We start from the raw sequence: 21,367 nt of genomic DNA, 5'->3' as shown, positions 1-21,367 counted from the left end.
CCCAGACCAGGAAGACCTGATGCTGGCCTACATCAATGCGCGCGAGCACTTCGCTCCCGAGTACTACTGGAGCCGCAGCGAGCACCATGGCTATCCGTGGGCGGTCGATTTCGAGAACGGCTACACGTTCCTCTACTACCGGGACAACGAGTTCCGAGTCCGCCCCTTCCGCAGTTTTCCCGATTCACCCCTTTAACCATTCGCGGGCGTAGCCCGCCTCGGCATGGCACTGCACACCGACACTGAGATTTACAAGGCGACCTATGACCTGTGCAAACTGGTCACGGAGTACGTCGCCAACATGGAGCGGAAGTACAAGGCGGACTTCGGCGCCGAGCTTCGCAAGCGCTGCATGGCCCTGGTCATGCGCACCTACGAGGCCAACACCGCCGAGGACAAGCCGCCCATCCTTCGGCGCATGCGCCAGGAGGTGGAGGCGGTGAATCTTGCCCTCTGCCTCGCGGTCGATCTCCGGCAGATCTCGGTCAAGCAGTACAGCAGAGCCATCGCCCTGACAGGGAGCATCGGGAAACAAGCCACAGGGTGGCAGAAACATTCGGAGAGTGCGCTTGCCGCCGGTCTGTCAAGGCAGTCCGACCAACGCGCCATGGAATCTGGTCGAGCCGCTGGGCCACAAGCCCACCGACAGGCGCAACAGGGATATCGGCGGCAAGGGCCGCAGTGATCCCGCGCAGTTTTCCCGCTGAGCCATTCGGCGAGCCGACGTGACAAGTTCGATAGACCGTGGGCGGTCGATTTCGAGAACGGCAACACGAACAACAACAACCGGAACAACGAGTTCCGGGTCCGCCCCTTCCGCAAAATCCACCGAGAGTTTCTATGGATCCTGGCTATTCATTCGAAAAGCTGGTGCAGGCGTATTACGACTGCCGCCGGCACAAGCGCACCACAGCGAGCGCACTGCGCTTCGAGCAGGGCCTGGAGCACAACCTACTGGCTCTGCATGAGGAGCTGGAGAGCGGCAGCTACCGCCCGGGTCCATCGATCTGCTTTGCCATCAGCCGGCCCCGGCCGCGTGAGGTATGGGCATCTGGCTTCCGCGATCGCGTGGTGCACCACCTGCTCTACAACCAGATCATGGATCGGTTTCACGCTCGGTTCATCGCAGACTCGTGCGCCTGCATCCCAGGCCGCGGCACGCTATACGCCGCCGAACGCCTGGAGGCCAAGGTGCGCGGCCAGACGCAAAACTGGAGCCGGCCCGGCTTCTACCTAAAGGCCGACCTCGCCAACTTCTTCGTTTCCATCGACAAGCGCGTGCTGTGGCCGCTGCTGATGCGGCACATCCCGGAGCGCTGGTGGCGCGGCTTGACGAAGATGGTCCTGTTCCACGATCCGCGCCTGGACTATGAGTTGCGCGGCGACGCGGCAACGCTGGCCGCTGTGCCATCGCACAAGCGCCTTACGAACGCCAGCCGCTATCACGGGCTACCGATCGGGAACCTGTCATCGCAGTTCTTCGCGAATGTTCTCCTGAACGAGCTTGACCAACACATCAAGCATCGTATCGGCGCCCGGCACTACACGCGCTACGTCGATGACATGGTGCTGTTGCACGAGTCTGCGGAGTGGCTCAATGGCGCGCTCGCCAGCATCAATGGCTTTCTGCCTGGCCTTGGGCTTGCGCTCAACCCCCGCAAGACGGTGCTGCAACCGATCCATCGTGGCATCGACTACGTGGGCCACGTCATCAAGCCCTGGCGCCGCGTCACCAGGCCGCGCACCTTGCAGTCGGCCCTTGCGCGGCTGGAAGACATGCCCGCAGCCGATGTGTACGCAAGCGGCAACAGCTACCTGGGGCTCGCGCGCCAGGCCAGCCACAGCCACCACGCACAGGCCTTGCTTTGCCGTGCGCTGCTCAAGCGAGGGCATGCCATAGAAGGCAAGCACCTCACCAAGGCATTCCGCAAAGCGCCATAGCCGCCCTCCCCGGAGGGCATCCCTTCCCAGGCCCGCCGCCCACGCTGCGGGCCTTTTGCTTTCTGGAGCCCTGAATGCTCACACCCCAATTCGTCCTTGCCCTGTCGGCCAAGCTGGTGATCGACCTCTTCGCAGGGGGCGGCGGGGCCTCCACCGGCATTGAGCAGGCCATCGGCCGCCACGTCGACAAGGCGATCAACCACGATGCCGACGCGATTGGCATGCACGAGGTCAACCACCCCCAGACCCAGCACTACCGCGCCGACATCCGTGAAGTCGATCCGCTGTTGGTGACCAAGGGCCAGTCGGTAGGCCTGCTTCATGCCTCGCCGGACTGCACTCACCACAGCCAAGCCCTGGGCGGCCAGCCCCGCAGCGAGGAGATCCGCTCGCTGGCCTGGGTGGTCCACCGGTGGGCCGGCAAGACGAAGCCGGATGTCATCACGCTTGAGAACGTCGAGCAGATGCTGCAGTGGTCCCCACTGGTGGCGAAGCGCGATTCGGCCACGGGCCGCGTCATCACGCTGGACAAAGTGACGGATGCCGCCGGCAAAGCCACCTACCGCGTGGCCTCGCCTGGCGAGGTGGTGCCGCGGCGCAACCAGTTCCTGGTGCCCGACACCAAGCGCAAGGGCCGCAACTGGGATCACTTCGTGGGCGGGCTGCGTGCGATGGGCTACAAGGTCGAATGGCGCGTGATTTGCAACGCCGACCTGGGCGCGCACAGCACCCGCACGCGCCTCTACATGGTCGCGCGGTGCGATGGCCTTCCGATCGTCTGGCCCCAGCAGACCCATGCGAAAAAGCCGCGCGCCGGGCTGAAGGCTCACCGGCCGGCTGCCGACTGCATCGACTGGAGCATCCCTGGCACGAGCATCTTCGGCCGCAAGAAGCCCCTCGCGGAAGCCACCATGCGCCGCATCGCACACGGCATGCGCAAGTACGTCTTGGAGAGCCCCGAGCCATTCATCGTCTCTGGCCTGGCGCCTGCCATGGTGCCCGTCACCCATACCCGGGACACGTCATACGACGTGAACAAGCCTATGCGCACGATCACGACCGCGAAGGGCGGCGAGACGGCGTTGATGGCTGCCCATCTGGTGCAGATGGGGTATGGCGAGCGGCAGGGGCAGGCGCCCCGCGCACTCGATCCGCGCGGCGCGCTGGGCACCATCACCGCAGGCGGGCAGAAGTTCGCAACCGCCGCGGCCTACCTGGTGCAGGCCGGCCACGGCGATGGCAAGGCGGGCGGGAAGCGCTGGAGCCACGGCACAAACGACATCACCGGCCCGCTCGGAACGGTCACGGCGAGCGGCGGCGGCCAGAGCCTGGCGGCGGCGTTCATGGTGCAGGCCAACGGCGGTTTCAACAGCACGCCAGCCCGCGACCTGCAAGAGTCCATGTCCACGGTCACGACCTCCGGGAGCCAGCAGCAGCTCATTGCTGCGCACCTCACCACGCTGCGCAAGCACAGCACTGGACGCGATGCGCGCGAGCCGCTGACCACGGTGGCCGCTGGTGGTGAGCACCAGGCGCTGCTGCAGTACGAGCTGAGCCAGGAAGACGAGGCCGGCGCGCTGCGCTGTGCGGCCTTCCTCATGCGATACCACGCGAACGGCGGCCAATGGTCGGACCTGCGTGACCCCATGACCACGATCACCACGCACGACCGCCTGGCGCTCGTGACGGTATGGCTCAAGGGCGAGCCCTGGGTGATCGTGGACATCACTCTGCGCATGCTGGTGCCACGCGAACTCTACAACGCGCAGGACTTCCCGCCCGGCTACGTCATCGACCGCACCGCCTCGGGCAAGCCGCTCACCAAGACGGCCCAGGTGCGCATGGCGGGCAACAGCGTGAGCCCCCTTCCGATGCGGCTCATCGTTGCTGCGAACTATTCCGAGTCCGCAAACGCGCAGATCCGCCGCGCTGCCTGAGTTCCTGGAGCCATATGAACGCGATTGAGTTTGGAGACTGCCGCGAGATCATGCGCAGGTGGGCGGCCGATGGGGTAAAGGTGCAGACCTGCGTGACCTCGCCGCCCTACTTCGGCTTGCGCGACTACGGCCACGCCGGGCAGCTGGGGCTGGAGCCCACGCCAGAGGCCTACATCACCGCGATGGTGGAGGTGTTCCGCTGCGTCCGCGACGTGCTGGCCGACGACGGCACTCTGTGGCTCAACATCGGAGACAGCTACGCCACTCGACCCAATGGCTCAGTCGGTGCATCTACGCTGGAAGGATCGCATGCGCCACATGCGGAGACGCGCCGCGCGAACGCAAGACGCAGCGGTGCGCTGCCCCTTGGCATCAAGCACAAAGACCTGATCGGCATTCCGTGGATGCTCGCCTTCGCGCTGCGCGCCGATGGCTGGTATCTGCGCCAGGAGATCATCTGGCACAAACCGAACCCCATGCCTGAGAGCGTGACCGATCGGTGCACCAAGGCCCACGAGTCCCTGTTCCTGCTGACCAAGCGGCCAAGCGGCCAAGCTACTACTTCGACCACGAAGCCATCAAAGAGCCGGCTGTGCACGCAGCCGACTCGGTGCGGAATCGCTGGGACACCAAGACCTACGCCGCGCCTGACCAGAAGCCCCAAAAGAGAGCAGCGCGAGTGTCTGCACCGCGCGGCTCCTTCAACGGCAAGACCGAGGCGATGGCTGCCACCGGGCAAAACGCATTCCGCGCCATCGTGGACCTGCGCAACCGTCGCAGCGTCTGGAACGTGGCCACCAAGGCATACAAGGGCGCGCACTTTGCCACCTTCCCCCCTGCGCTGATAGAGCCCTGCATCTTGGCCGGCAGCCGCCAAGGCGATGTCGTGCTCGACCCATTCATGGGGAGCGGCACCACGGCGGCCGTAGCGCTCCAGCACGGTCGGCAGTACCTCGGTTGCGAGCTGAACGCCGAGTACGCCCCTTTGCAGCGCGAGCGCATCGAAGCCGCCGCAGCACCGCCACCTGCAGCGCGAAAGCGCCGCACCTCACCACCACGCACCTCCGAGCCCGCACAACGCGGGCTTTTTTGATCATGGAGCCCCAATGGACCACACCGACACCCCAGCACCCTACAAGCCCCCGGCCAGCGACTATCAAGGCGCCGAGCTGCGCCGCAAGCCCGGGCTCACCGACGACCGCATGCGGGCATTCGACCTGCCTTCGCGGGTGGGGACGCGCCTGCACTACCGCGATGGCCGGGTGCTGCCCTTCCCGGGGAGCACGCCGGCATGACCTCCCCAACGGAGACGCTGGCCCAGCGCCGCGCCCGCCTCTCGCTGCCCGCCGTCGCCCGAGCAAACCAGCAGGCTCGGGCGGTCTGGTGGCGTGAGAGGCAAACCAATCTGAGCTGCGCAAGCTGCGGGGCTCGCATACCAACCCGGCCCGTCGAGGGCCAAGGCCTGCCTTGCGGGCATTGAGGAGGAGCCATGGCTGAAAAGCAGCGCTTGCGCGTTTCGTTCTCCGGCGGCAGGACCTCTGCATACATGTCGATCTGGCTCAAAGAGCACATGAGCGATCGCTACGACATGCGGTTCGTGTTTGCCAACACCGGCTGGGAGCATCCGGACACGCTGCGCTTTGTGTACGAGGTGGACACGCGCTACGGCCTTGGGGTGACGTGGGTAGAGTCCGTAGTCGATCCGACTCACGGCAAAGGCACCACGCACCGCGTCGTCAACTACGAAACGGCCTCACGCAACGGCGAGCCATTCGAGGCGGTGTGCACTAAATACGGCCTGCCGAACCAGACCTTCAAGCATTGCAATCGCGAGCTGAAGCTTAAGCCCATACAAAGCTACTTCAACGCCATCGGATGGGCCGGCACGACGACAGCAATCGGAATTCGTGCCGACGAAACTGGCCGCATCAACCCCAAGACGGCCGAGGCTGGGAATCTGATCTATCCACTGATCAGCATGCTGCCCACCACCAAGGACGAGGTTATTGCGTACTTCGAGGATTTCGAATGGGATCTGCGCATCCCTGAGCACCAGGGAAATTGCATCGGCTGCTTCAAAAAGTCCGACAAGAAGCTGCTGACGCTGTACCGCGAAGACCCGGCCAACTTCGATTTCCCGGTGCGGCTGGACCAGCTTTACCGCAACGTAGGGCCGAACAACGTGCCGGGCCCACGCCGCATGTACCGAGGATTCCGCTCTGCACCTGATCTCGTCGCCGAATTCGCGGCGGCTGACGCCTCCTACCGGCCCCCCATCCACGACGGTGGCTGCTCAGAGTCCTGTGAGCCGTACCTAGACGAGCAAATTGACCTTTTCGAGGAAACCACATGACCACCACCCCACACCCCGCAGCAGCGGCAGACAGCGTGCAGCCCAACGGTATCCGCGACCAGATGCCCATGCTCCGCGTGGCATGCATCACGCTGGACGGCATAACGCTGACCGTGCCAGCAGCCGATCTACAGCAGCACATCGAAGGCCTGGACGACAGCAGGGCCGACCGCGAGGGCGACGAGAGCCCTACCTACACCCTCACTTTCAAAACCCTGCTCGTGCGCGACTACGACGCGCTGGGAGAATTCGATGGCTTCTGATCCAACCACCACCCGCGCAGCAGCGGCAGACCTGCCTGAGGCGCTGCGCCTGGCTGATTGGCTGCAATCATGCGCCGAGTCCGTAGAGCATATAAACGCAGCCGCCGAACTGCGGCGGATGCACGCCCTGACCGCATCCGCGCCGGCCGCCAGCAGCGCACCAGCAGTGGCGCCCGCCGATCAAGCAGCCTTGTTTGATGCGCAAGGTTTCCGCGACTTTGTGCTGCGCGACATGCCCGACGACACCATCATCGGCAGCAGCTCGTATTGGGCCGATCATCTGACAGCTTGGGCAAAGCGTTTCGTCAAAGCCGCCCCCACGGCACCCCAGGCAGGAGCGCCGGCCGACATGGCTGACGCCTACTCTGGTGCCCGTGAAGACCTTGCGATCTGGAAACGTCGGGCACTGGAAGCTGAGCGTGACCTTCGTGCGGAGAGAGAAACTTCAGCGCGCCTGGCCTCAGCGCTCAACGATGCGAATGGGCCAATGCACCTCGGAGAGCCAGCACCCCAGAAAGGAGCGCCGGCGCGCGCGCTGATCGGTGCCGCGTGCGCCGCGATTACGCGGAGGCATGACGCTACGAAGACATTGGCCGAGCTGCGCCGCTGCAGCGTGGGCGACCTATCGAACGCCGCTCCTGCGCCCCAGGCAGGAGCAGAGAGCTATCCGCCGAGCGATGCCGCTGCCCTCGAAAAGGCCATGAAAGAGCGGTGGCTGAAGGACGGCTCCATCCCCGCCATCTGGTTTGCCCAAGGCTGGGCAGCCGCGGCAGACACCGCAGCCCTGCGCGCCCGTGGGGCCGTGCCGAGCGATGCCGAACCCGACTTGGTGTGGTCCTTCGATGACCCCGAAGAAGGCGGCTTTGGTCCCGACGAAATGGCTGATCGAATCAGCGACGACATGTCCGAGAGCGAGGGGGGTGGTGTGGTGGTCAGAGTGAGCTGCGCCAAGAACCTCCTGAGCCGCAAGATGCGTGTGTGGTTTGAGAAGGACGACGAAGGCGACCGCGTTACTCACTGGGAATGGGTCGGCAGTTCTACGCCTGCTGCACCAATGAGCGCACACCGACCTAGCCCAGAGAGGTATCGGGAACTGATTGAGCAAACCATGAACGACGATTTCCACATTGGGCCGACACCAATGAGCGCACAGCCGAGCGATGCGGACTTGGACGCGCTGTGCGTACAAATCAGCGACTACGACGATGCGAAATACTTCCGGCATATGGCCCGAGCAGTCCTGGCCCGCTGGGGCGGCGCCCCCAATGCACCTGCAGACCAGGCTTATGCGCCGTTGCCGCCCCCAGGGCGAGCCATGGCTCAGATAGAAGCTACCCTTCAGGAATACGGCTACCCCAGCAACCCAACCAACGCAGCACGCGCGGGTTTTGAGGCTGCGCGTCGCATGCTCGCCGCCGCCCCACAACCACCGGCAGCACCAGGGGGGCAGGATGCATGCGGCGCGCTGGTCATCCAGGTAGAAAAAGCGCTGTGCGCCAAGCTAGGTATTGCCTGGGCGCCTGTTGGCATGAGCATCGAGAGCCTGATTGACCGTCTTGCCGCCAAGGGCCAGGAAGGAAGTGCAGCATGAAGACGCACAAGGTCTTTCATCGGCCGAATCCCTGGGGTGGTTACTCAACGAAAACCCTTTGTGGTCGCTCAAGCATCGAATCAGAGAATGGAATGAATGCCAGCGGCACGGATGCAGACGTGACCTGCAAGTTTTGCTTGCGCGAAATGAAGTCCCGTACAGAGCGCTCAATTCGTGAATCTTCAGCCCTTGTCGCCAAGGGGCGGGCAGAGGGAGGTGCACATGGCTGACGCAAGCAACATCAACCTGCACAGCGAGCAGCACCCGCACTGGTCCGAGACAGTCGAATGGCGTTCGGGCCGCTGGGATGCAATGAGCAGCGCTCCGACGCGCGGCTACCCGATCCTGAACGTTCGGGGGCGCGATGAAGCCGGCCGCCTGCTTGAGCCCATGCACTACGCCTTTGGTGATGGCGACGGCATGATGCCCGCGTTCGGTGGATGGTTCGTCCCATACGCCAACCGCAACGACGGCTTCTATGAAGTTCGTCCGGTGGAATGGCAACCGCTTCGCGCCGAACCGGAGGAGCCCCAGCAATGACAGCTGAAACCACACTGGCGCCCTGCGGGGAGTGCGGCATGCCGTGCCTCCCTGCGGAGTACCACCCCTACGCCGCATGCCTGATGTTCAAGGCTTGCCACAACTCGGACACGGTGCGCGCGAATCTGGATGCCGTCCGCGCTCAGCCCCCTGCACCACAGGGGCCTGCACTGGTTCCGCTGACGGATGGGCAGGCAAAGGCTGTCCTGTGGGCCGAGCATCTGCGATGGATGGAGGCGGCCGGCCTGGACACAGAAGGGATGCGTCCAGGCGAGTGGCTTGAACACTGGCTGACCTACGTTCGCGCCATCGAGGCCGCCCACGGCATCACCGGAGCAACCCATGGCAAGCCGACGTAGCCGCGAGCGCGGCAACAAGCGCGACCGCTGGCGCGATGAGCAGCCAGACGAACCACCACCGCAGCCCGCAGACGCGGGCTTTTTTCTTTCCGCATGAGCGATCACAGGAGACACGAATGAAATCGCAATCTCTGCCCACTCCTACCCCGAAGGCCACGCCGGAGCCACCCTCGGACGCTGCCGACTACCGCTGGGTGCTGCTGGCCGAACATTGCCGGCGCACAGGCGAGACCTCCCAGATGGTCCACACTCGCCGGAAACGGGGCATCTGGCTGGACGGCAAGCACACCAAGCTGGCAAGCAAGAAGCGGCTCTACGTCAACATTGAGGAGTACAACCGATGGGTCGAAAGCCAGAAGCACTGACGCTGCCCGCCGGCGTGACGCGCAGGCGCGATCGCCTGCAGATCGCATTCAGCTGGGAGGGCAAGCAGTGCCGAGAGCTGATGCCGGAGGGCCCCATCACCAAGGGGGCCATCCTGTACGCCTCAAACCTCCGCGCCGAGATCAAGCGCAAGATCGAGGACGGTTCGTTCGTCTACGCAGAGTACTTCCCGGATAGCCCCAAGGCGAAGGCGGCGTCAGCCAGCACTCCGCTGATGGAGACGGCACTCCAGGCCCAGCTGCAGACCTATCAGCAGCAGGTCGACAACGGGCAGATGTCGCCGGCGACTCTGCGGGGTTACGCCAAGGCAATCAACGGGGAGCGCATGCGCCATTGGCACGGCCGCCAAGTGCGCGAGGTGACACCGAGTGATCTCCGTCTCTGGATCTCTGAAATGGATTGCACCAGCAAGGCGATCAGAAACGTCCTGATCCCCCTGCGCAGCGTGTTCGAGGACGCTCTCAACGACGGCTTGATCGACTTCAACCCTTTCGAGCGCATCGCATTGGCCAAGCTGATCCGACAGACCTCCAAGGCCAGCGACTACGTCATCCAGCCATTCACAGCGGCGGAGCGGGCGCAGCTGCTGGCTGCGTGCCGAGCGGACGAACGACCGATGATGCAGTTCTGGTTCGCCACCGGCCTGCGGCCCGGGGAACTGCAGGCGCTCGAGTGGCGGCACATCGACGTGGGGCGCAAAGTGGCAAGGATCGAACAGAACCAGGTGGTGGGCGTCATCAAGGCGCCGAAGACCATGGCCGGCATCCGCGATGTCGACCTGTCGTCGGAAGCACTCGCCGCCCTGACCGAACAGCGACCATGGTCCGCAGCCAAAGGCACACGAGTGTGGCTCAACCCGAGAAACGCCCAGCCCTGGGAGACAGACGCGCAGATCCGCAAGACTCTGTGGATGCCGCTGATGGCCCGATCGGGCTTGCCGTACCGGAATCCCTATCAGGTTCGCCACACCTACGCGTCATCCCTGCTGACCGCTGGGGCGAACCCGTGGTATCTGGCCCAGCAGCTGGGGCACGAGGACGTGGAGATGGTTTTCCGGACCTACGGCAAATTCATCGGCGAGGACTACCAAAAGCCGAAGGCCGTCCTGAAGGCGGTGTCCTGAGCGGTGTGAATCGGGGTGTGAAATCGGTGTGATTCACAAGCCAAAACATGCCAACAATGGGGCAAAAGAAAACGCCTGCCGATGGCGTGAACCATTGGCAGGCGTTGGCTAAGGTGGTGGAGCTGGCGGGAATTGAACCCGCGTCCGCAAGCCTTCTTCGGGCAGATCTACATGTTTAGCGGTCTGTTTTGATTCTCATGGCCCACGTCGCGCAGTCGCACGCTACGTGGGTCACCAGTACCCTTGGATCTCGCTCCATGCCAAGGTACCCGGCACGGAACCAGCCAGCGTGAATAACCTTGCAGCCGGGAGGTCTTACGACCCCCTTGCCCAGCCCGCTAGCATGCTGTTGCAAGGCTCACCGGTGTTTAAGCGGCGAGTGCGAAACGTTCGTCGTTTGCAGTTAGTTTTTTGAATGCAGATTTACGAGCGCCACTCAAGCTCGACATGCACCACACCGATTCCGAACCCACGTCGAAACCAGGGCAGCCCCAAGCCTCCTATTTTAAGGTGCAGAGATCAATTGCAAGACCTCGAGCGGAGATTTAATTGCGGCCTGTGCGCCCCACTCGTGCACCGCGGTCTGCGTACCGAGGTAGCCGTATAAAGCGGCCACGGTGTGCATGCCAGCCGCAAGGCCCGCGACGATGTCGCGCTCATCGTCGCCGACGTAAATGCAATGCGCTGGCTCGATGTCCAGGCGTCTGGCGGCTTCGAGCAGGGGCTCAGGATGTGGTTTGCTGTGCGCGGTGGTGTCGCCACTGATCACCGCTCCAGCGCTGCTGAACAGCGGCGTGGCCGCCACCAAGACGTCCGTGAATCGTGCCGCCTTATTGGTGACGATGCCCCAGGGCATGCCACGCCGGGTCAACTCGGCGATCAATGCCTCCACGCCATCGAACACTTTCGTGCGCTGCTGAATGCAGGCCTCGTAGTTGACGAAGAACTCTTCCCGGAACGCAGGAAAGTCAGGATGGGCCGTATCCATATCGAATGCCACGGACAACATGCCCCTGGCTCCGGCCCCTGCCATGGGCCGATACCGCTCGGCAGGCAGAGACGGCAAGCCACGGTCCGTTCGCAATTTGTCGGCGGCAGCACCCAGGTCAGGAGCACTATCGATCAATGTGCCGTCGAGGTCGAACAAGACGGCACGAACATGGGTAAAGACAGGTGAACTCATACGGCGGCGCGGCGTGCAGCGAGCATGTAGTTGACCGAAGTGTCGGCACTCAGCCAATAGCGTTTGGTCAGCGGGTTGTACTCCAGTCCGCGGCTGTGAACGATATCAAGGCCCGCCAGCCGACTAGCGGACGCCAATTCGCTGGGCTTGATGAATTTCGCATACTCGTGCGTGCCTTTGGGCAGCATGCCCAAAATGTATTCGGCGCCGACGACTGCCAGCATGAACGCCTTGGCATTGCGATTGATGGTGGAGAAAAAGACCCAGCCGCCGGGCTTGACCAGACGCGCGCACGCCTGAATCACCGAGGCGGGGTCCGGCACGTGCTCCAGCATTTCCATGCAGGTGACGGTATCGAACGTGCCAGGCACTTCCGCAGCCAAGTCCTCCACGCTGATTTCACGGTATTGCACATGGGGTGTCCCGGTTTCCAAGGCATGCAGTTGCGCGATGCGCAATGATTTGCTGGCCAGATCGATGCCCGTTACCTGTGCGCCTTTTCTGGCCATCGAATCCGAGAGGATGCCGCCACCACATCCCACATCCAGCACCTGCTGCCCTTCCAAACGCGATATGCCATTGATCCATTCCAGGCGCAACGGATTAATCTGATGCAATGGGCGAAATTCACTTTCCGGATCCCACCAGCGGTGGGCGAGTGCGGAAAATTTGGCCAGCTCTGCTGGATCGGCATTAATGTGATCGCTCATGTGGGTAGGTGCTCCAAAAGAGATGGCCCATAAAAAAAGCCCCGTTTCCGGGGCTTTTTCGTGACTGATTCGGAAATCAGTTAGAAGCGCGGGTACCGACCACTTCGATTTCCACGCGACGATTCTTCGCACGGCCTTCCTTGGTCTTGTTGTCGGCGACAGGTTGCTTCTCGCCCTTGCCTTCAGTGTAAACGCGGTTCTTTTCGATGCCCTTGGACACCAGATAAGCCTTCACAGCTTCAGCGCGGCGAACCGACAGCTTCTGGTTGTAGGCATCGGTACCCACGGAGTCGGTGTGACCCACGGCGATAATGACTTCCAGGTTCACGCTCTTGACCTTGGAGACCAGGTCATCCAGCTTGGCCTTGCCTTCTGGCTTGAGCACGGACTTGTCAAAGTCGAAGAACGCATCGGCAGCGTACGTCACCTTGCTGGCCACTGCGGGAGCAGGAGGCGCTGCAGGAGCGGGCGTTGCAGCAGGTGCAGGAGCAGCAGCGGCAGGGGTAGAAGCAGGAGCCTGAGCAACCAGAGCACCATCACAACCGACAGCAGCGGTAGCAGGGGTCCAGTTGGCATCGCGCCAGCACAGTTCGTTCGTGCCGTTCTTCCACACCAGTTCGCCGGTACCGTTCTGCCAGTTGTCAACAACCTTGCCGCCGTCGGCTGCTTTGACTTGAGCGCCAGCCGAGGTAGCAAGCACAGCAGAGGCCAACAACATCGCCACTTTGTTCAGTTTCTTCATGGTTCTCCTCTTGGGGAAAAAGCCGCAGCCGCGCTGCGAATATGGACGTCATCAGTGACCATCACTAAAAACGTTGAAATGATTGTGCCATACGTAACAACGCAAAGTGGTTGCAGACGGGGCGCGCACGGTAGGACAAAAGCGCTTTACCCCTGATGTGTTGCGCACTTGCGACAAGACGTTCCGCCTAGAATGGCCCTCCTCCGCCGTCCACGCAGTTCTCCATGACACAGTTCGCCAAAGAAACCCTGCCCATCAGCCTTGAAGAGGAAATGCGGCGAAGTTATCTCGATTACGCGATGAGCGTAATTGTGGGTCGCGCGCTGCCCGATGCGCGCGACGGCCTCAAGCCGGTGCACCGGCGCGTGCTGTTTGCCATGCACGAACTCAACAACGATTGGAACCGGCCTTATAAGAAGTCCGCCCGTATCGTGGGCGATGTGATCGGTAAATACCACCCGCATGGCGATCAATCGGTGTACGACACGATTGTGCGCATGGCGCAAGACTTTTCCATGCGCCATCTGCTCGTCGATGGTCAGGGCAACTTTGGCTCGGTGGACGGCGACAACGCGGCCGCCATGCGGTACACCGAAATCCGCCTGGCGAAGATCGCCCATGAAATGCTGGCGGACATCGACAAGGAAACCGTCGACTTCGGCCCCAATTACGACGGCAGCGAGAGAGAGCCGCTGGTTCTTCCCAGCAAGCTGCCCAATCTGCTGGTCAACGGCTCCGGCGGTATCGCCGTGGGCATGGCCACCAACATCCCCCCGCACAACCTCAATGAAGTGGTGGACGGTTGCCTGCACCTGCTGCACCACCCCGACGCATCCATCGACGATCTGATGGAGATCATTCCGGCGCCCGATTTCCCCACGGCCGGCATCATCTACGGCATCAACGGAGTGAAGGACGGCTACCGCACGGGCCGCGGCAAGGTGGTCATGCGCGCGCGCTGCCACTTCGAGGACATCGACCGCGGCCAGCGCCAGGCCATCATCGTGGACGAGCTGCCCTACCAGGTCAACAAAAAGACGCTGCAGGAGCGGATGGCCGAGCTGGTGCACGAGAAGAAGATCGAAGGCATCAGCCACATCCAGGACGAGTCCGACAAGTCGGGCATGCGCCTGGTGGTCGAACTCAAGCGCGGCGAAGTGCCCGAGGTGGTGCTGAACAACCTGTACAAGCAAACGCAGCTGCAGGACACGTTCGGCATGAACATGGTGGCCCTGGTGAACGGGCAGCCGCGCCTTTGCAATCTGAAGGAACTAGTCAGCGTCTTCCTGCAGCACCGCCGCGAAGTGGTGACGCGCCGCACGGTCTTCGAACTGCGCAAGGCACGCGAACGCGGCCATGTGCTGGAAGGCCTGGCGGTGGCGCTGGCCAACATCGACGACTTCATCCGGATCATTCGCGAGTCGCCGACGCCCCCCGTGGCCAAGGCGGAACTGATGACCCGCTCGTGGGACAGCAAACTGGTGCGCGAAATGCTCACGCGCACCCGGGCCGACGGTGGCACCGTGAATGCGGACGACTACCGCCCTGAAGGGCTGGAGCGTGAATACGGAATGGGCCAGGATGGCCTGTACCGGCTGTCCGACACCCAGGCGCAGGAAATCCTGCAGATGCGTCTGCAGCGCCTGACCGGCCTGGAGCAGGACAAGATCGTTTCCGAATACCGGGACGTGATGGCCGTGATCGAAGACCTGCTGGACATCCTGTCCAAGCCAGAACGCGTCTCCGTCATCATTGGCGAAGAGCTGACGTCCATCAAGCAGGAGTTCGGCCAGCACAAGCTCGGGGCGCGGCGCAGCGTGGTCGAATACAGCGCGCAAGACCTGTCCACCGAAGACCTGATCACGCCCACCGACATGGTGGTCACGCTCAGCCACACGGGCTACATCAAGAGCCAGCCGCTGTCCGAATACCGGGCGCAAAAACGCGGCGGCCGGGGCAAGCAGGCGACGGCCACGAAGGAAGACGACTGGATTGACCAGCTCTTCATCGCCAACACGCACGACTACATCCTGTGCTTTTCCAACCGCGGTCGCCTCTACTGGCTCAAGGTGTGGGAAGTTCCGGCCGGCTCCCGTGGCTCGCGCGGCCGCCCGATCGTCAACATGTTCCCGCTGCAAGAAGGCGAAAAGATCAATGTGGTTCTGCCGCTGACCGGCGACATGCGGACGTTCCCGGCCGATCGCTACGTGTTCATGGCCACGAGCATGGGCACCGTGAAGAAGACGGCGCTCGATGAATTCAGCAACCCCCGCAAGGGCGGAATCATCGCCGTCAACCTGGACGATGGCGACTACCTGATCGGCGCGGCGCTCACCGACGGTGCGCACGACGTCATGCTGTTCAGCGATGGCGGCAAGGCGGTGCGTTTCGACGAAAACGACGTGCGCCCCCTGGGCCGCCAGGCACGTGGCGTGCGCGGCATGATGCTGGAAGACGGGCAGAGCGTGATCGCCATGCTGGTGGCCGAAGACGAGACCCAGAGCGTGCTCACTGCCACCGCGAACGGCTACGGCAAGCGCACCAGCATCGTCGAATACACGCGCCATGGCCGGGGCACCAAGGGAATGATCGCGATCCAGCAGAGCGAGCGCAATGGCAAGGTCGTGGCGGCCACGCTGGTCCACGCCGATGACGAGATCATGCTGATCACCGACAAGGGTGTGCTGGTTCGCACCCGCGTGTCGGAGATCCGCGAACTCGGCCGCGCCACCCAAGGCGTGACGCTGATCGCGCTGGACGAAGGCTCGCAGTTGAGCGGCCTGCAACGCATCGTGGAAAACGATGCCAATGTGCCGGACATCGACGCCGATGAAGAAGGTGGCACGCCGAACGCAGACGCCTGATCCCTGCCCCATGCGAAGCGCTCCGAAGAACGCTTTGCTATCACAACCATAGCAATCAGCCCTAGATAAATATGCGCTGAGGCCCCATTTCACTTGAACCCATGAATCGCCCGTACAACTTCTCCGCCGGCCCGGCCGCTATTCCCGCCGAAGTCCTGCAGCAAGCGGCTGCCGAAATGCTGGACTGGCACGGAAGCGGCATGGGCGTCATGGAGATGAGCCACCGAGGCAAGGAGTTCTTGTCGATCTACGAACAGGCCGAAGCAGACCTGCGTGAGCTGCTGGCGGTGCCTTCGCAGTTCAAGATCCTTTTCATGCAGGGTGGCGGTCTGGCTGAGAACGCCATCGTGCCGCTGAACCTCTCGCGCGCAGCGACGGTGGACATGGTCGTCACCGGCAGCTGGAGCCAGAAGTCGGTGAAGGAAGCCCGTAAATATGCGGCGGAAGTACACGTGGCCGCATCGGGCGAGACCAGCCACTTCACCACGCTGCCCGAGCCAGCCAGCTGGGAGCTGAGCCGCGGCGCGAGCTACCTGCACCTGTGCAGCAACGAGACCATCCACGGCATTGAATTCCACGAACTGCCCGACCTGAAGGCGCTGGGCAGCGATGCGCCCCTGGTCATCGATTTTTCCTCCCATGTGGCATCGCGCGCCGTGGATTGGTCGCGCGTGGGCCTGGCATTCGGTGGAGCGCAGAAGAACCTGGGCCCCGCCGGCCTCACGCTGGTGGTGGTGCGAGAGGATCTGCTGGGCTACGCCCTGCCCGCCTGCCCCAGCGCTTTCGACTACAAGATCGTGGCGGACAACCAGTCCATGTTCAACACCCCGCCCACCTGGGGCATCTACGTGGCCGGCCTGACGTTCCAGTGGCTCAAGCGCCAACGCGAGGGCGAACTGACGGGCATTGCGGCGCTGGAGCAGCGGAACATCGCAAAGGCCCGGCTGCTGTACGACACCATCGACCAGTCGCAGTTCTATGTGAACAAGGTGTCGGAGAACGCCCGGTCCCGCATGAACATTCCGTTCTTCCTGCGCGACGAATCGCGCAACGATGCCTTCCTGGCAGGCGCCAAGGAACGCGGCCTGCTGCAGCTCAAGGGGCACAAATCGGTGGGCGGCATGCGCGCCAGCCTGTACAACGCCATGCCCCTGTCGGGCGTCGAGGCCCTGGTGGCCTACATGCGAGAATTTGAGCGCAAACACGCCTGAAGCCCTGACAGTCCAGAGAAAACGCCCCCACACCTTTCATGACCATCCCGCAAGCCTCTCCGGACCTCGCCAGCCTGCGCGTCCAAATCGACAACATCGACCAGCAGTTGCTCACGCTGCTGAACCAGCGCGCCCTGGTCGCCGAACGGGTGGGCGAGATCAAGAAGCGCGAAGGCACGCCTTTCTTCCGTCCCGACCGGGTGGCCCAGGTCATCGAGAAGATCCAGACCGCCAATCCCGGCCCATTGAAGGGGCCGCATGTCGCAGCCATCTGGCGCGAGATCATGTCCGCCTGCCTGGCACTCGAGTCCCCGCAGCGGGTGGCCGTGCTCGGCCCGGCCGGCACCTTCTGCGAGCAGGCGGCCGTGGAGTTCTTCGGTGGCGCGGCCGACCTCATGTATTGCGCCAATTTCGACGAAGTGTTCCACGCCACGGCGGCAGGCAGCGCGCAATACGGCGTGGTCGGCGTGGAAAATTCGGTCGAGGGCGTGGTGACCCGGTCGCTCGATCTGTTCCTGCACACGCCTTGCCACGTGGTCGGCGAAGTGAGCCTGCTGGTGCGCCACAACCTGATGCGGCAGTCCGACTCGCTCGAAGGCATCGAAGCGGTGCTGGCACACCCGCAGGCGCTGGCGCAATGCCAGGGATGGCTCTCCAAGCACCTGCCCCACGCGGAACGCCGCCCAGTGTCCAGCAATGCGGAAGGGGCCCGGCTGGCCGCCACCAATCCGGCGTGGGCGGGCATTGCGAGCGAACGTGCCGCCACGCAATTCGGCCTGCACCTGGTCGCGCATGCCATTCAGGACGATGCCTACAACCGCACCCGGTTCGCCATCATCTGCCTGCCGCACACGCTGCAGACGCCACCGCCGTCGAGCAAGGACTGCACCAGCCTGGTCATCTCGGTGCCCAATCGTCCCGGCGCGGTCCACGACCTGCTGGTGCCGCTCAAGACCCACGGCGTGTCGATGACCCGATTCGAATCCCGGCCGGCCCGCACGGGCCAGTGGGAGTACTACTTCTACATCGACCTCGATGGCCACCCGTCCCTGCCCCATGTGGCACGGGCCCTCGAAGAACTGCGTGCGCTGTGCGCGTTCTACAAGGTGCTGGGCACCTACCCGGTCGCGCCATGAGCGGGCCCGCCATGTTTGAACAGCTGGGGTTGATCGGCTGCGGCCTGATGGGAGGGTCGTTCGCCCTGGCCATGAAGAAGGCCGGCCTCGTCAAGCGCGTAGTCGGGTACAGCAAGTCGCCGTCCACCACCGACCGCGCCCGCCAGATGGGCGTGATCGATGTCGAGGCACCGTCCGCGTTGCTCGCCGTGGCGGGCGCCGACATCGTGCTCGTGGCCGTCCCCGTGGCCGCGACCGAGGCCACGCTCAAGGCCATCAAGCACCTCGTCACACCGCAGATGCTGATCATGGACGTGGGCTCGACCAAGGCCGACGTGGTGCAGGCCGCACGCCGCGCCCTCCGCGACCAGGTGGGATCCTTCGTTCCGGCCCACCCGATCACCGGGCGCGAGGTGTCCGGCGTGGAATACGCGGAAGCCGAGCTGTACAGCGGGCGCCAGGTCATCCTCACGCCGACCGAGCGCACCTTGACCGCCCATCTGCAAAAGGCCGAAGAAGTGTGGCGCACGCTGGGCTGCCGGGTGCAAAGCATGTCGCCCGAATCGCACGACGCTGCCTTTGCGTCCGTCAGCCACCTGCCTCATTTGCTGGCCTTCGCCATGATGAACAGCATCACGGCGCAAGACCATGGCGATATGTTCCTGTCCCTGGCAGGCCCGGGCTTTCGCGATTTCACCCGCATCGCGGCCAGCGACCCCAAGGTCTGGCGAGACATTCTGTTGTCCAACCGCGAAGAGCTTCTGGCACAGTCGCGGCTTTTCCAGCAGGCGTTGCAGCAGTTGGAGCAGACCATGCAGCAGGGCAATCCCCAGGCGCTGGAAGACCTGATCACCCTGGCCAGCGAAACCCGCGCGCACTGGCGCATGGGCGCCCAACGCACCCCCACCCCCAATTCCTGATGTTCAGCACCGAGTTTCTCGACCTCCCGCCGCTGTCCACGGCGGGCGGCGCCATCCAGCTTCCAGGCTCCAAGAGCATCTCCAACCGGGTTTTGCTGCTGGCGGCACTGAGCGAAGGCACCACCGAAATCCACGACCTGCTGGCATCCGATGACACCCGGGTCATGCTCGATGCACTGCGGCAACTGGGTTGCACGGTGGACGAGCAGGGCGCCAGCGTGCGCATCACCGGGCTGGGCACCCAACCCGCGAACGCCCCGGCCGCCCTTTTCCTGGGCAATGCCGGCACGGCGATGCGCCCGCTGACGGCCGCGCTGGCGCTGCTGGGCGGCGAGTTCGAGTTGTCCGGCGTGCCGCGCATGCACGAGCGGCCCATCGGTGACCTGGTGGATGCGCTGTGCCAGCTCGGTTGCCGCATCGACTATCTGGGCAACGAAGGGTTTCCACCCCTTCGCATTGCACACGCCCAAGGCGTGCCGCCGCTATCGCTGTCCAGGCCCATTCCCGTGCGCGGTGACGTGTCGAGCCAGTTCCTCACCGCCCTGCTGATGGCGCTTCCACTGGTCGCGGTCGAGCAAGACGTGGTGATCGAGGTGGTGGGCGAGCTGATCTCGCGGCCCTACATCCACATCACGCTGCAGTTGCTGGCGCGGTTCGGCATCGATGTACAGCATGACCGGTGGCAGCGGTTCACCATCCCGGCCCGCAGCCGATACCGTTCGCCCGGGAGCATCCACGTCGAGGCCGACGCGTCTTCGGCCAGCTATTTCATTGCGCTGGGCGCCATCGCCGGCGTTGCCGAGCAGGACGACGGCCTGCAGATCCTGGGCGTAGGGCAAGACTCCATCCAGGGGGATATCCGCTTCATCGAGGCCGCGCAGGCCATGGGCGCACAGGTCACGGGCGGGCCCAACTGGCTGAAGATCCGCCGCGGCGCATGGCCGCTCAAGGCCATCGACCTGGACTGCAACCACATTCCTGACGCCGCCATGACGCTGGCCGTCATGGCCCTGTATGCCGAAGGCACGACCACGCTGCGCAACATCGCCAGCTGGCGCGTCAAGGAAACCGACCGCCTGACCGCCATGGCGACCGAGCTGCGCAAACTCGGCGCCACGGTGGAGGAAGGCGCGGACTTCCTGCGCGTCACGCCCCCGGCTGCGCCTGGTGGCTGGCTGGCCGCCAGCATCCACACCTACGACGACCACCGCATGGCCATGTGCTTTTCGCTGGCGGCTTTCAATCCGGCGGCGCTGCCCGTTCGCATCCAAGACCCCAAGTGCGTGGCCAAGACGTTTCCGGATTATTTCGAGGCACTGTTTTCCGTCACGCACACCCCCACGGAACGCATTCCGGTGATCTGCATCGACGGCCCCACCGCATCCGGCAAGGGCACCGTGGCCGCCGCCGTGGCGCAGCGACTGGGGTACCGGTTTCTGGACTCGGGCGCCATGTACCGCATCGCGGCGTTGGCAGCCTTGCGGGCGGGCCTGCAGATCGATGCGGCGCACGAGCCGCGCATCGCGACGCTCGCACGCGGGCTGCCCGTGCGATTCGAAGGCGGGCGGATCTGGCTCGGCGCCGATGATGTGACCGATACCATCCGCACTGAAGAAGCGGGAATGGATGCGTCGCGCGTCTCCGCACTGCCCGCCGTGCGGGAGGCCCTGGTGGCCCTGCAGCACAGCTTCCGGCGGCTTCCGGGACTCGTGGCGGACGGACGCGACATGGGCACCGTGATCTTTCCCCAGGCCGCCTTGAAGGTCTACTTGACCGCCAGCGCGGCATGCCGGGCCGAACGCCGGCATAAACAGTTGATTTCAAAGGGGATTTCGGCTAGCATCGCAGACCTTCGCGCCGATTTGGAGGCGCGCGACGCCCGGGACAGTTCCCGCAGCGTTGCGCCCTTGAAGCCGGCGCAGGATGCCCTGGTTCTGGACAACTCTTCGCTCACGGTCGATGCGGCTGTCGAGCAGGTACTTGCCTGGTGGCAGGAACGACAGCCCTTCGCCACCTAGGCACGGGGTTGCAACCCGAGGCTCACGCCCCGGACAGGCCCGCCCGGCCCCACAGGCACCCAGTGCCCAGACCGTGCGGTTCTCCAACCTAACCGCGGTTTTGCCGCAAAAAA

The 21,367-nt window shown here is 63.9% G+C and carries 21 protein-coding genes, 1 other RNA gene and 2 pseudogenes; 20 read left to right on the top strand and 4 right to left on the bottom strand.

Going from position 1 to position 21,367, the window contains the following annotated elements; all coding sequences use genetic code 11:
• From AVTE2539_RS25715 to AVTE2539_RS25650, 15 genes and pseudogenes are all read left to right on the top strand, one after another.
• A pseudogene (locus tag AVTE2539_RS25715) lies at nucleotides 1–196 on the top strand (hypothetical protein); the annotation flags it as partial.
• A 27-nt stretch (nucleotides 197–223) separates the two neighbouring features.
• Entirely contained in the window at nucleotides 224–685 is a 462-nt protein-coding gene (locus AVTE2539_RS25710) for a four helix bundle protein (RefSeq protein ID WP_284415092.1), read from the top strand.
• 155 nt (nucleotides 686–840) lie between these two features.
• Nucleotides 841–1,941: an RNA-directed DNA polymerase gene (locus AVTE2539_RS25705; protein ID WP_284415090.1), complete on the top strand. Its 1,101-nt coding sequence runs from the start codon at nucleotides 841–843 to the stop codon at nucleotides 1,939–1,941.
• Nucleotides 1,942–2,015: 74 nt separating this feature from the next.
• Nucleotides 2,016–3,878, top strand: a complete 1,863-nt coding sequence (locus tag AVTE2539_RS25700) for a DNA cytosine methyltransferase (RefSeq protein ID WP_284415088.1) — start codon at nucleotides 2,016–2,018, stop codon at nucleotides 3,876–3,878.
• A gap of 14 nt (nucleotides 3,879–3,892) precedes the next feature.
• A pseudogene (locus AVTE2539_RS26390) lies at nucleotides 3,893–4,369 on the top strand (DNA methyltransferase); the annotation flags it as partial.
• Nucleotides 4,370–4,557: 188 nt separating this feature from the next.
• Entirely contained in the window at nucleotides 4,558–4,971 is a 414-nt protein-coding gene (locus AVTE2539_RS26385; protein WP_502868986.1) for a DNA-methyltransferase, read from the top strand.
• Between the two features lie 13 nt (nucleotides 4,972–4,984).
• Complete coding sequence (locus AVTE2539_RS25690; protein ID WP_284415086.1) at nucleotides 4,985–5,173, top strand: hypothetical protein; 189 nt, start codon at nucleotides 4,985–4,987, stop codon at nucleotides 5,171–5,173.
• A gap of 194 nt (nucleotides 5,174–5,367) precedes the next feature.
• Nucleotides 5,368–6,231, top strand: a complete 864-nt coding sequence (locus AVTE2539_RS25685) for a phosphoadenosine phosphosulfate reductase domain-containing protein (protein ID WP_284415084.1) — start codon at nucleotides 5,368–5,370, stop codon at nucleotides 6,229–6,231.
• A complete protein-coding gene (locus AVTE2539_RS25680) occupies nucleotides 6,228–6,494 on the top strand; it encodes a hypothetical protein (RefSeq protein ID WP_284415082.1) in 267 nt (88 codons plus the stop codon). The genes AVTE2539_RS25685 and AVTE2539_RS25680 overlap by 4 nt, the downstream gene beginning before the upstream one ends.
• Complete coding sequence (locus AVTE2539_RS25675; protein ID WP_284415080.1) at nucleotides 6,484–8,085, top strand: hypothetical protein; 1,602 nt, start codon at nucleotides 6,484–6,486, stop codon at nucleotides 8,083–8,085. Before AVTE2539_RS25680 ends, AVTE2539_RS25675 begins: the two co-directional genes overlap by 11 nt.
• A complete protein-coding gene (locus AVTE2539_RS25670; protein WP_284415078.1) occupies nucleotides 8,082–8,315 on the top strand; it encodes a hypothetical protein in 234 nt (77 codons plus the stop codon). Before AVTE2539_RS25675 ends, AVTE2539_RS25670 begins: the two co-directional genes overlap by 4 nt.
• Nucleotides 8,308–8,625 carry a hypothetical protein gene (locus AVTE2539_RS25665; protein ID WP_284415076.1) on the top strand — a complete coding sequence of 106 codons (318 nt, stop codon included), beginning with the start codon at nucleotides 8,308–8,310 and terminating at the stop codon, nucleotides 8,623–8,625. Before AVTE2539_RS25670 ends, AVTE2539_RS25665 begins: the two co-directional genes overlap by 8 nt.
• On the top strand, nucleotides 8,622–8,984 hold the full coding sequence (locus tag AVTE2539_RS25660) for a hypothetical protein (protein WP_284415074.1): 363 nt from the start codon (nucleotides 8,622–8,624) through the stop codon (nucleotides 8,982–8,984). The genes AVTE2539_RS25665 and AVTE2539_RS25660 overlap by 4 nt, the downstream gene beginning before the upstream one ends.
• Nucleotides 8,985–9,100: 116 nt before the next feature.
• Nucleotides 9,101–9,349 (top strand): hypothetical protein, encoded by a 249-nt coding sequence (locus AVTE2539_RS25655; protein WP_284415072.1) that lies wholly within the window; start codon nucleotides 9,101–9,103, stop codon nucleotides 9,347–9,349.
• Entirely contained in the window at nucleotides 9,325–10,491 is a 1,167-nt protein-coding gene (locus AVTE2539_RS25650; RefSeq protein ID WP_284415070.1) for a site-specific integrase, read from the top strand. Before AVTE2539_RS25655 ends, AVTE2539_RS25650 begins: the two co-directional genes overlap by 25 nt.
• Before the next feature lie 114 nt (nucleotides 10,492–10,605).
• On the opposite strand, the gene ssrA is transcribed toward AVTE2539_RS25650, so the two are convergent.
• The 4 genes from ssrA to ompA all read right to left on the bottom strand — a co-directional run bounded on the left by ssrA (nucleotide 10,606) and on the right by ompA (nucleotide 13,126).
• Nucleotides 10,606–10,984: a transfer-messenger RNA gene (gene ssrA / locus AVTE2539_RS25645) on the bottom strand.
• 12 nt (nucleotides 10,985–10,996) lie between these two features.
• On the bottom strand, nucleotides 10,997–11,674 hold the full coding sequence (gene gph, locus AVTE2539_RS25640) for a phosphoglycolate phosphatase (RefSeq protein ID WP_272568901.1): 678 nt from the start codon (nucleotides 11,672–11,674) through the stop codon (nucleotides 10,997–10,999).
• The gene (ubiG, locus tag AVTE2539_RS25635) at nucleotides 11,671–12,384 is read right to left on the bottom strand and encodes a bifunctional 2-polyprenyl-6-hydroxyphenol methylase/3-demethylubiquinol 3-O-methyltransferase UbiG (protein ID WP_284401032.1); all 714 of its coding nucleotides are present in this window, start codon (nucleotides 12,382–12,384) and stop codon (nucleotides 11,671–11,673) included. Before ubiG ends, gph begins: the two co-directional genes overlap by 4 nt.
• Nucleotides 12,385–12,460: 76 nt before the next feature.
• Nucleotides 12,461–13,126 (bottom strand): outer membrane protein OmpA, encoded by a 666-nt coding sequence (ompA, locus tag AVTE2539_RS25630; RefSeq protein WP_272568896.1) that lies wholly within the window; start codon nucleotides 13,124–13,126, stop codon nucleotides 12,461–12,463.
• A gap of 224 nt (nucleotides 13,127–13,350) precedes the next feature.
• Between ompA and gyrA the strand changes: the two genes are divergently transcribed.
• The 5 genes from gyrA to AVTE2539_RS25605 all read left to right on the top strand — a co-directional run bounded on the left by gyrA (nucleotide 13,351) and on the right by AVTE2539_RS25605 (nucleotide 21,254).
• Nucleotides 13,351–15,990 carry a DNA gyrase subunit A gene (gyrA, locus tag AVTE2539_RS25625; protein WP_284415067.1) on the top strand — a complete coding sequence of 880 codons (2,640 nt, stop codon included), beginning with the start codon at nucleotides 13,351–13,353 and terminating at the stop codon, nucleotides 15,988–15,990.
• A 101-nt stretch (nucleotides 15,991–16,091) separates the two neighbouring features.
• Nucleotides 16,092–17,201, top strand: coding sequence for a 3-phosphoserine/phosphohydroxythreonine transaminase (gene serC / locus AVTE2539_RS25620; RefSeq protein WP_284415065.1), 1,110 nt, complete (start codon nucleotides 16,092–16,094; stop codon nucleotides 17,199–17,201).
• A gap of 38 nt (nucleotides 17,202–17,239) precedes the next feature.
• Nucleotides 17,240–18,337 carry a prephenate dehydratase gene (gene pheA, locus AVTE2539_RS25615; RefSeq protein WP_272547924.1) on the top strand — a complete coding sequence of 366 codons (1,098 nt, stop codon included), beginning with the start codon at nucleotides 17,240–17,242 and terminating at the stop codon, nucleotides 18,335–18,337.
• Nucleotides 18,338–18,348: 11 nt separating this feature from the next.
• Nucleotides 18,349–19,236, top strand: a complete 888-nt coding sequence (locus AVTE2539_RS25610) for a prephenate dehydrogenase (protein ID WP_284415064.1) — start codon at nucleotides 18,349–18,351, stop codon at nucleotides 19,234–19,236.
• Complete coding sequence (locus AVTE2539_RS25605; RefSeq protein WP_284415061.1) at nucleotides 19,236–21,254, top strand: bifunctional 3-phosphoshikimate 1-carboxyvinyltransferase/cytidylate kinase; 2,019 nt, start codon at nucleotides 19,236–19,238, stop codon at nucleotides 21,252–21,254. Before AVTE2539_RS25610 ends, AVTE2539_RS25605 begins: the two co-directional genes overlap by 1 nt.
• The last annotated feature ends 113 nt before the right edge of the window (nucleotides 21,255–21,367 follow it).

This window comes from Acidovorax sp. SUPP2539 (assembly GCF_030158975.1).
GTDB lineage: Bacteria > Pseudomonadota > Gammaproteobacteria > Burkholderiales > Burkholderiaceae_C > Paracidovorax.
Note: the sequence above shows the minus strand (reverse complement) of the source record. Positions and strands in the feature narration are given on the sequence as shown.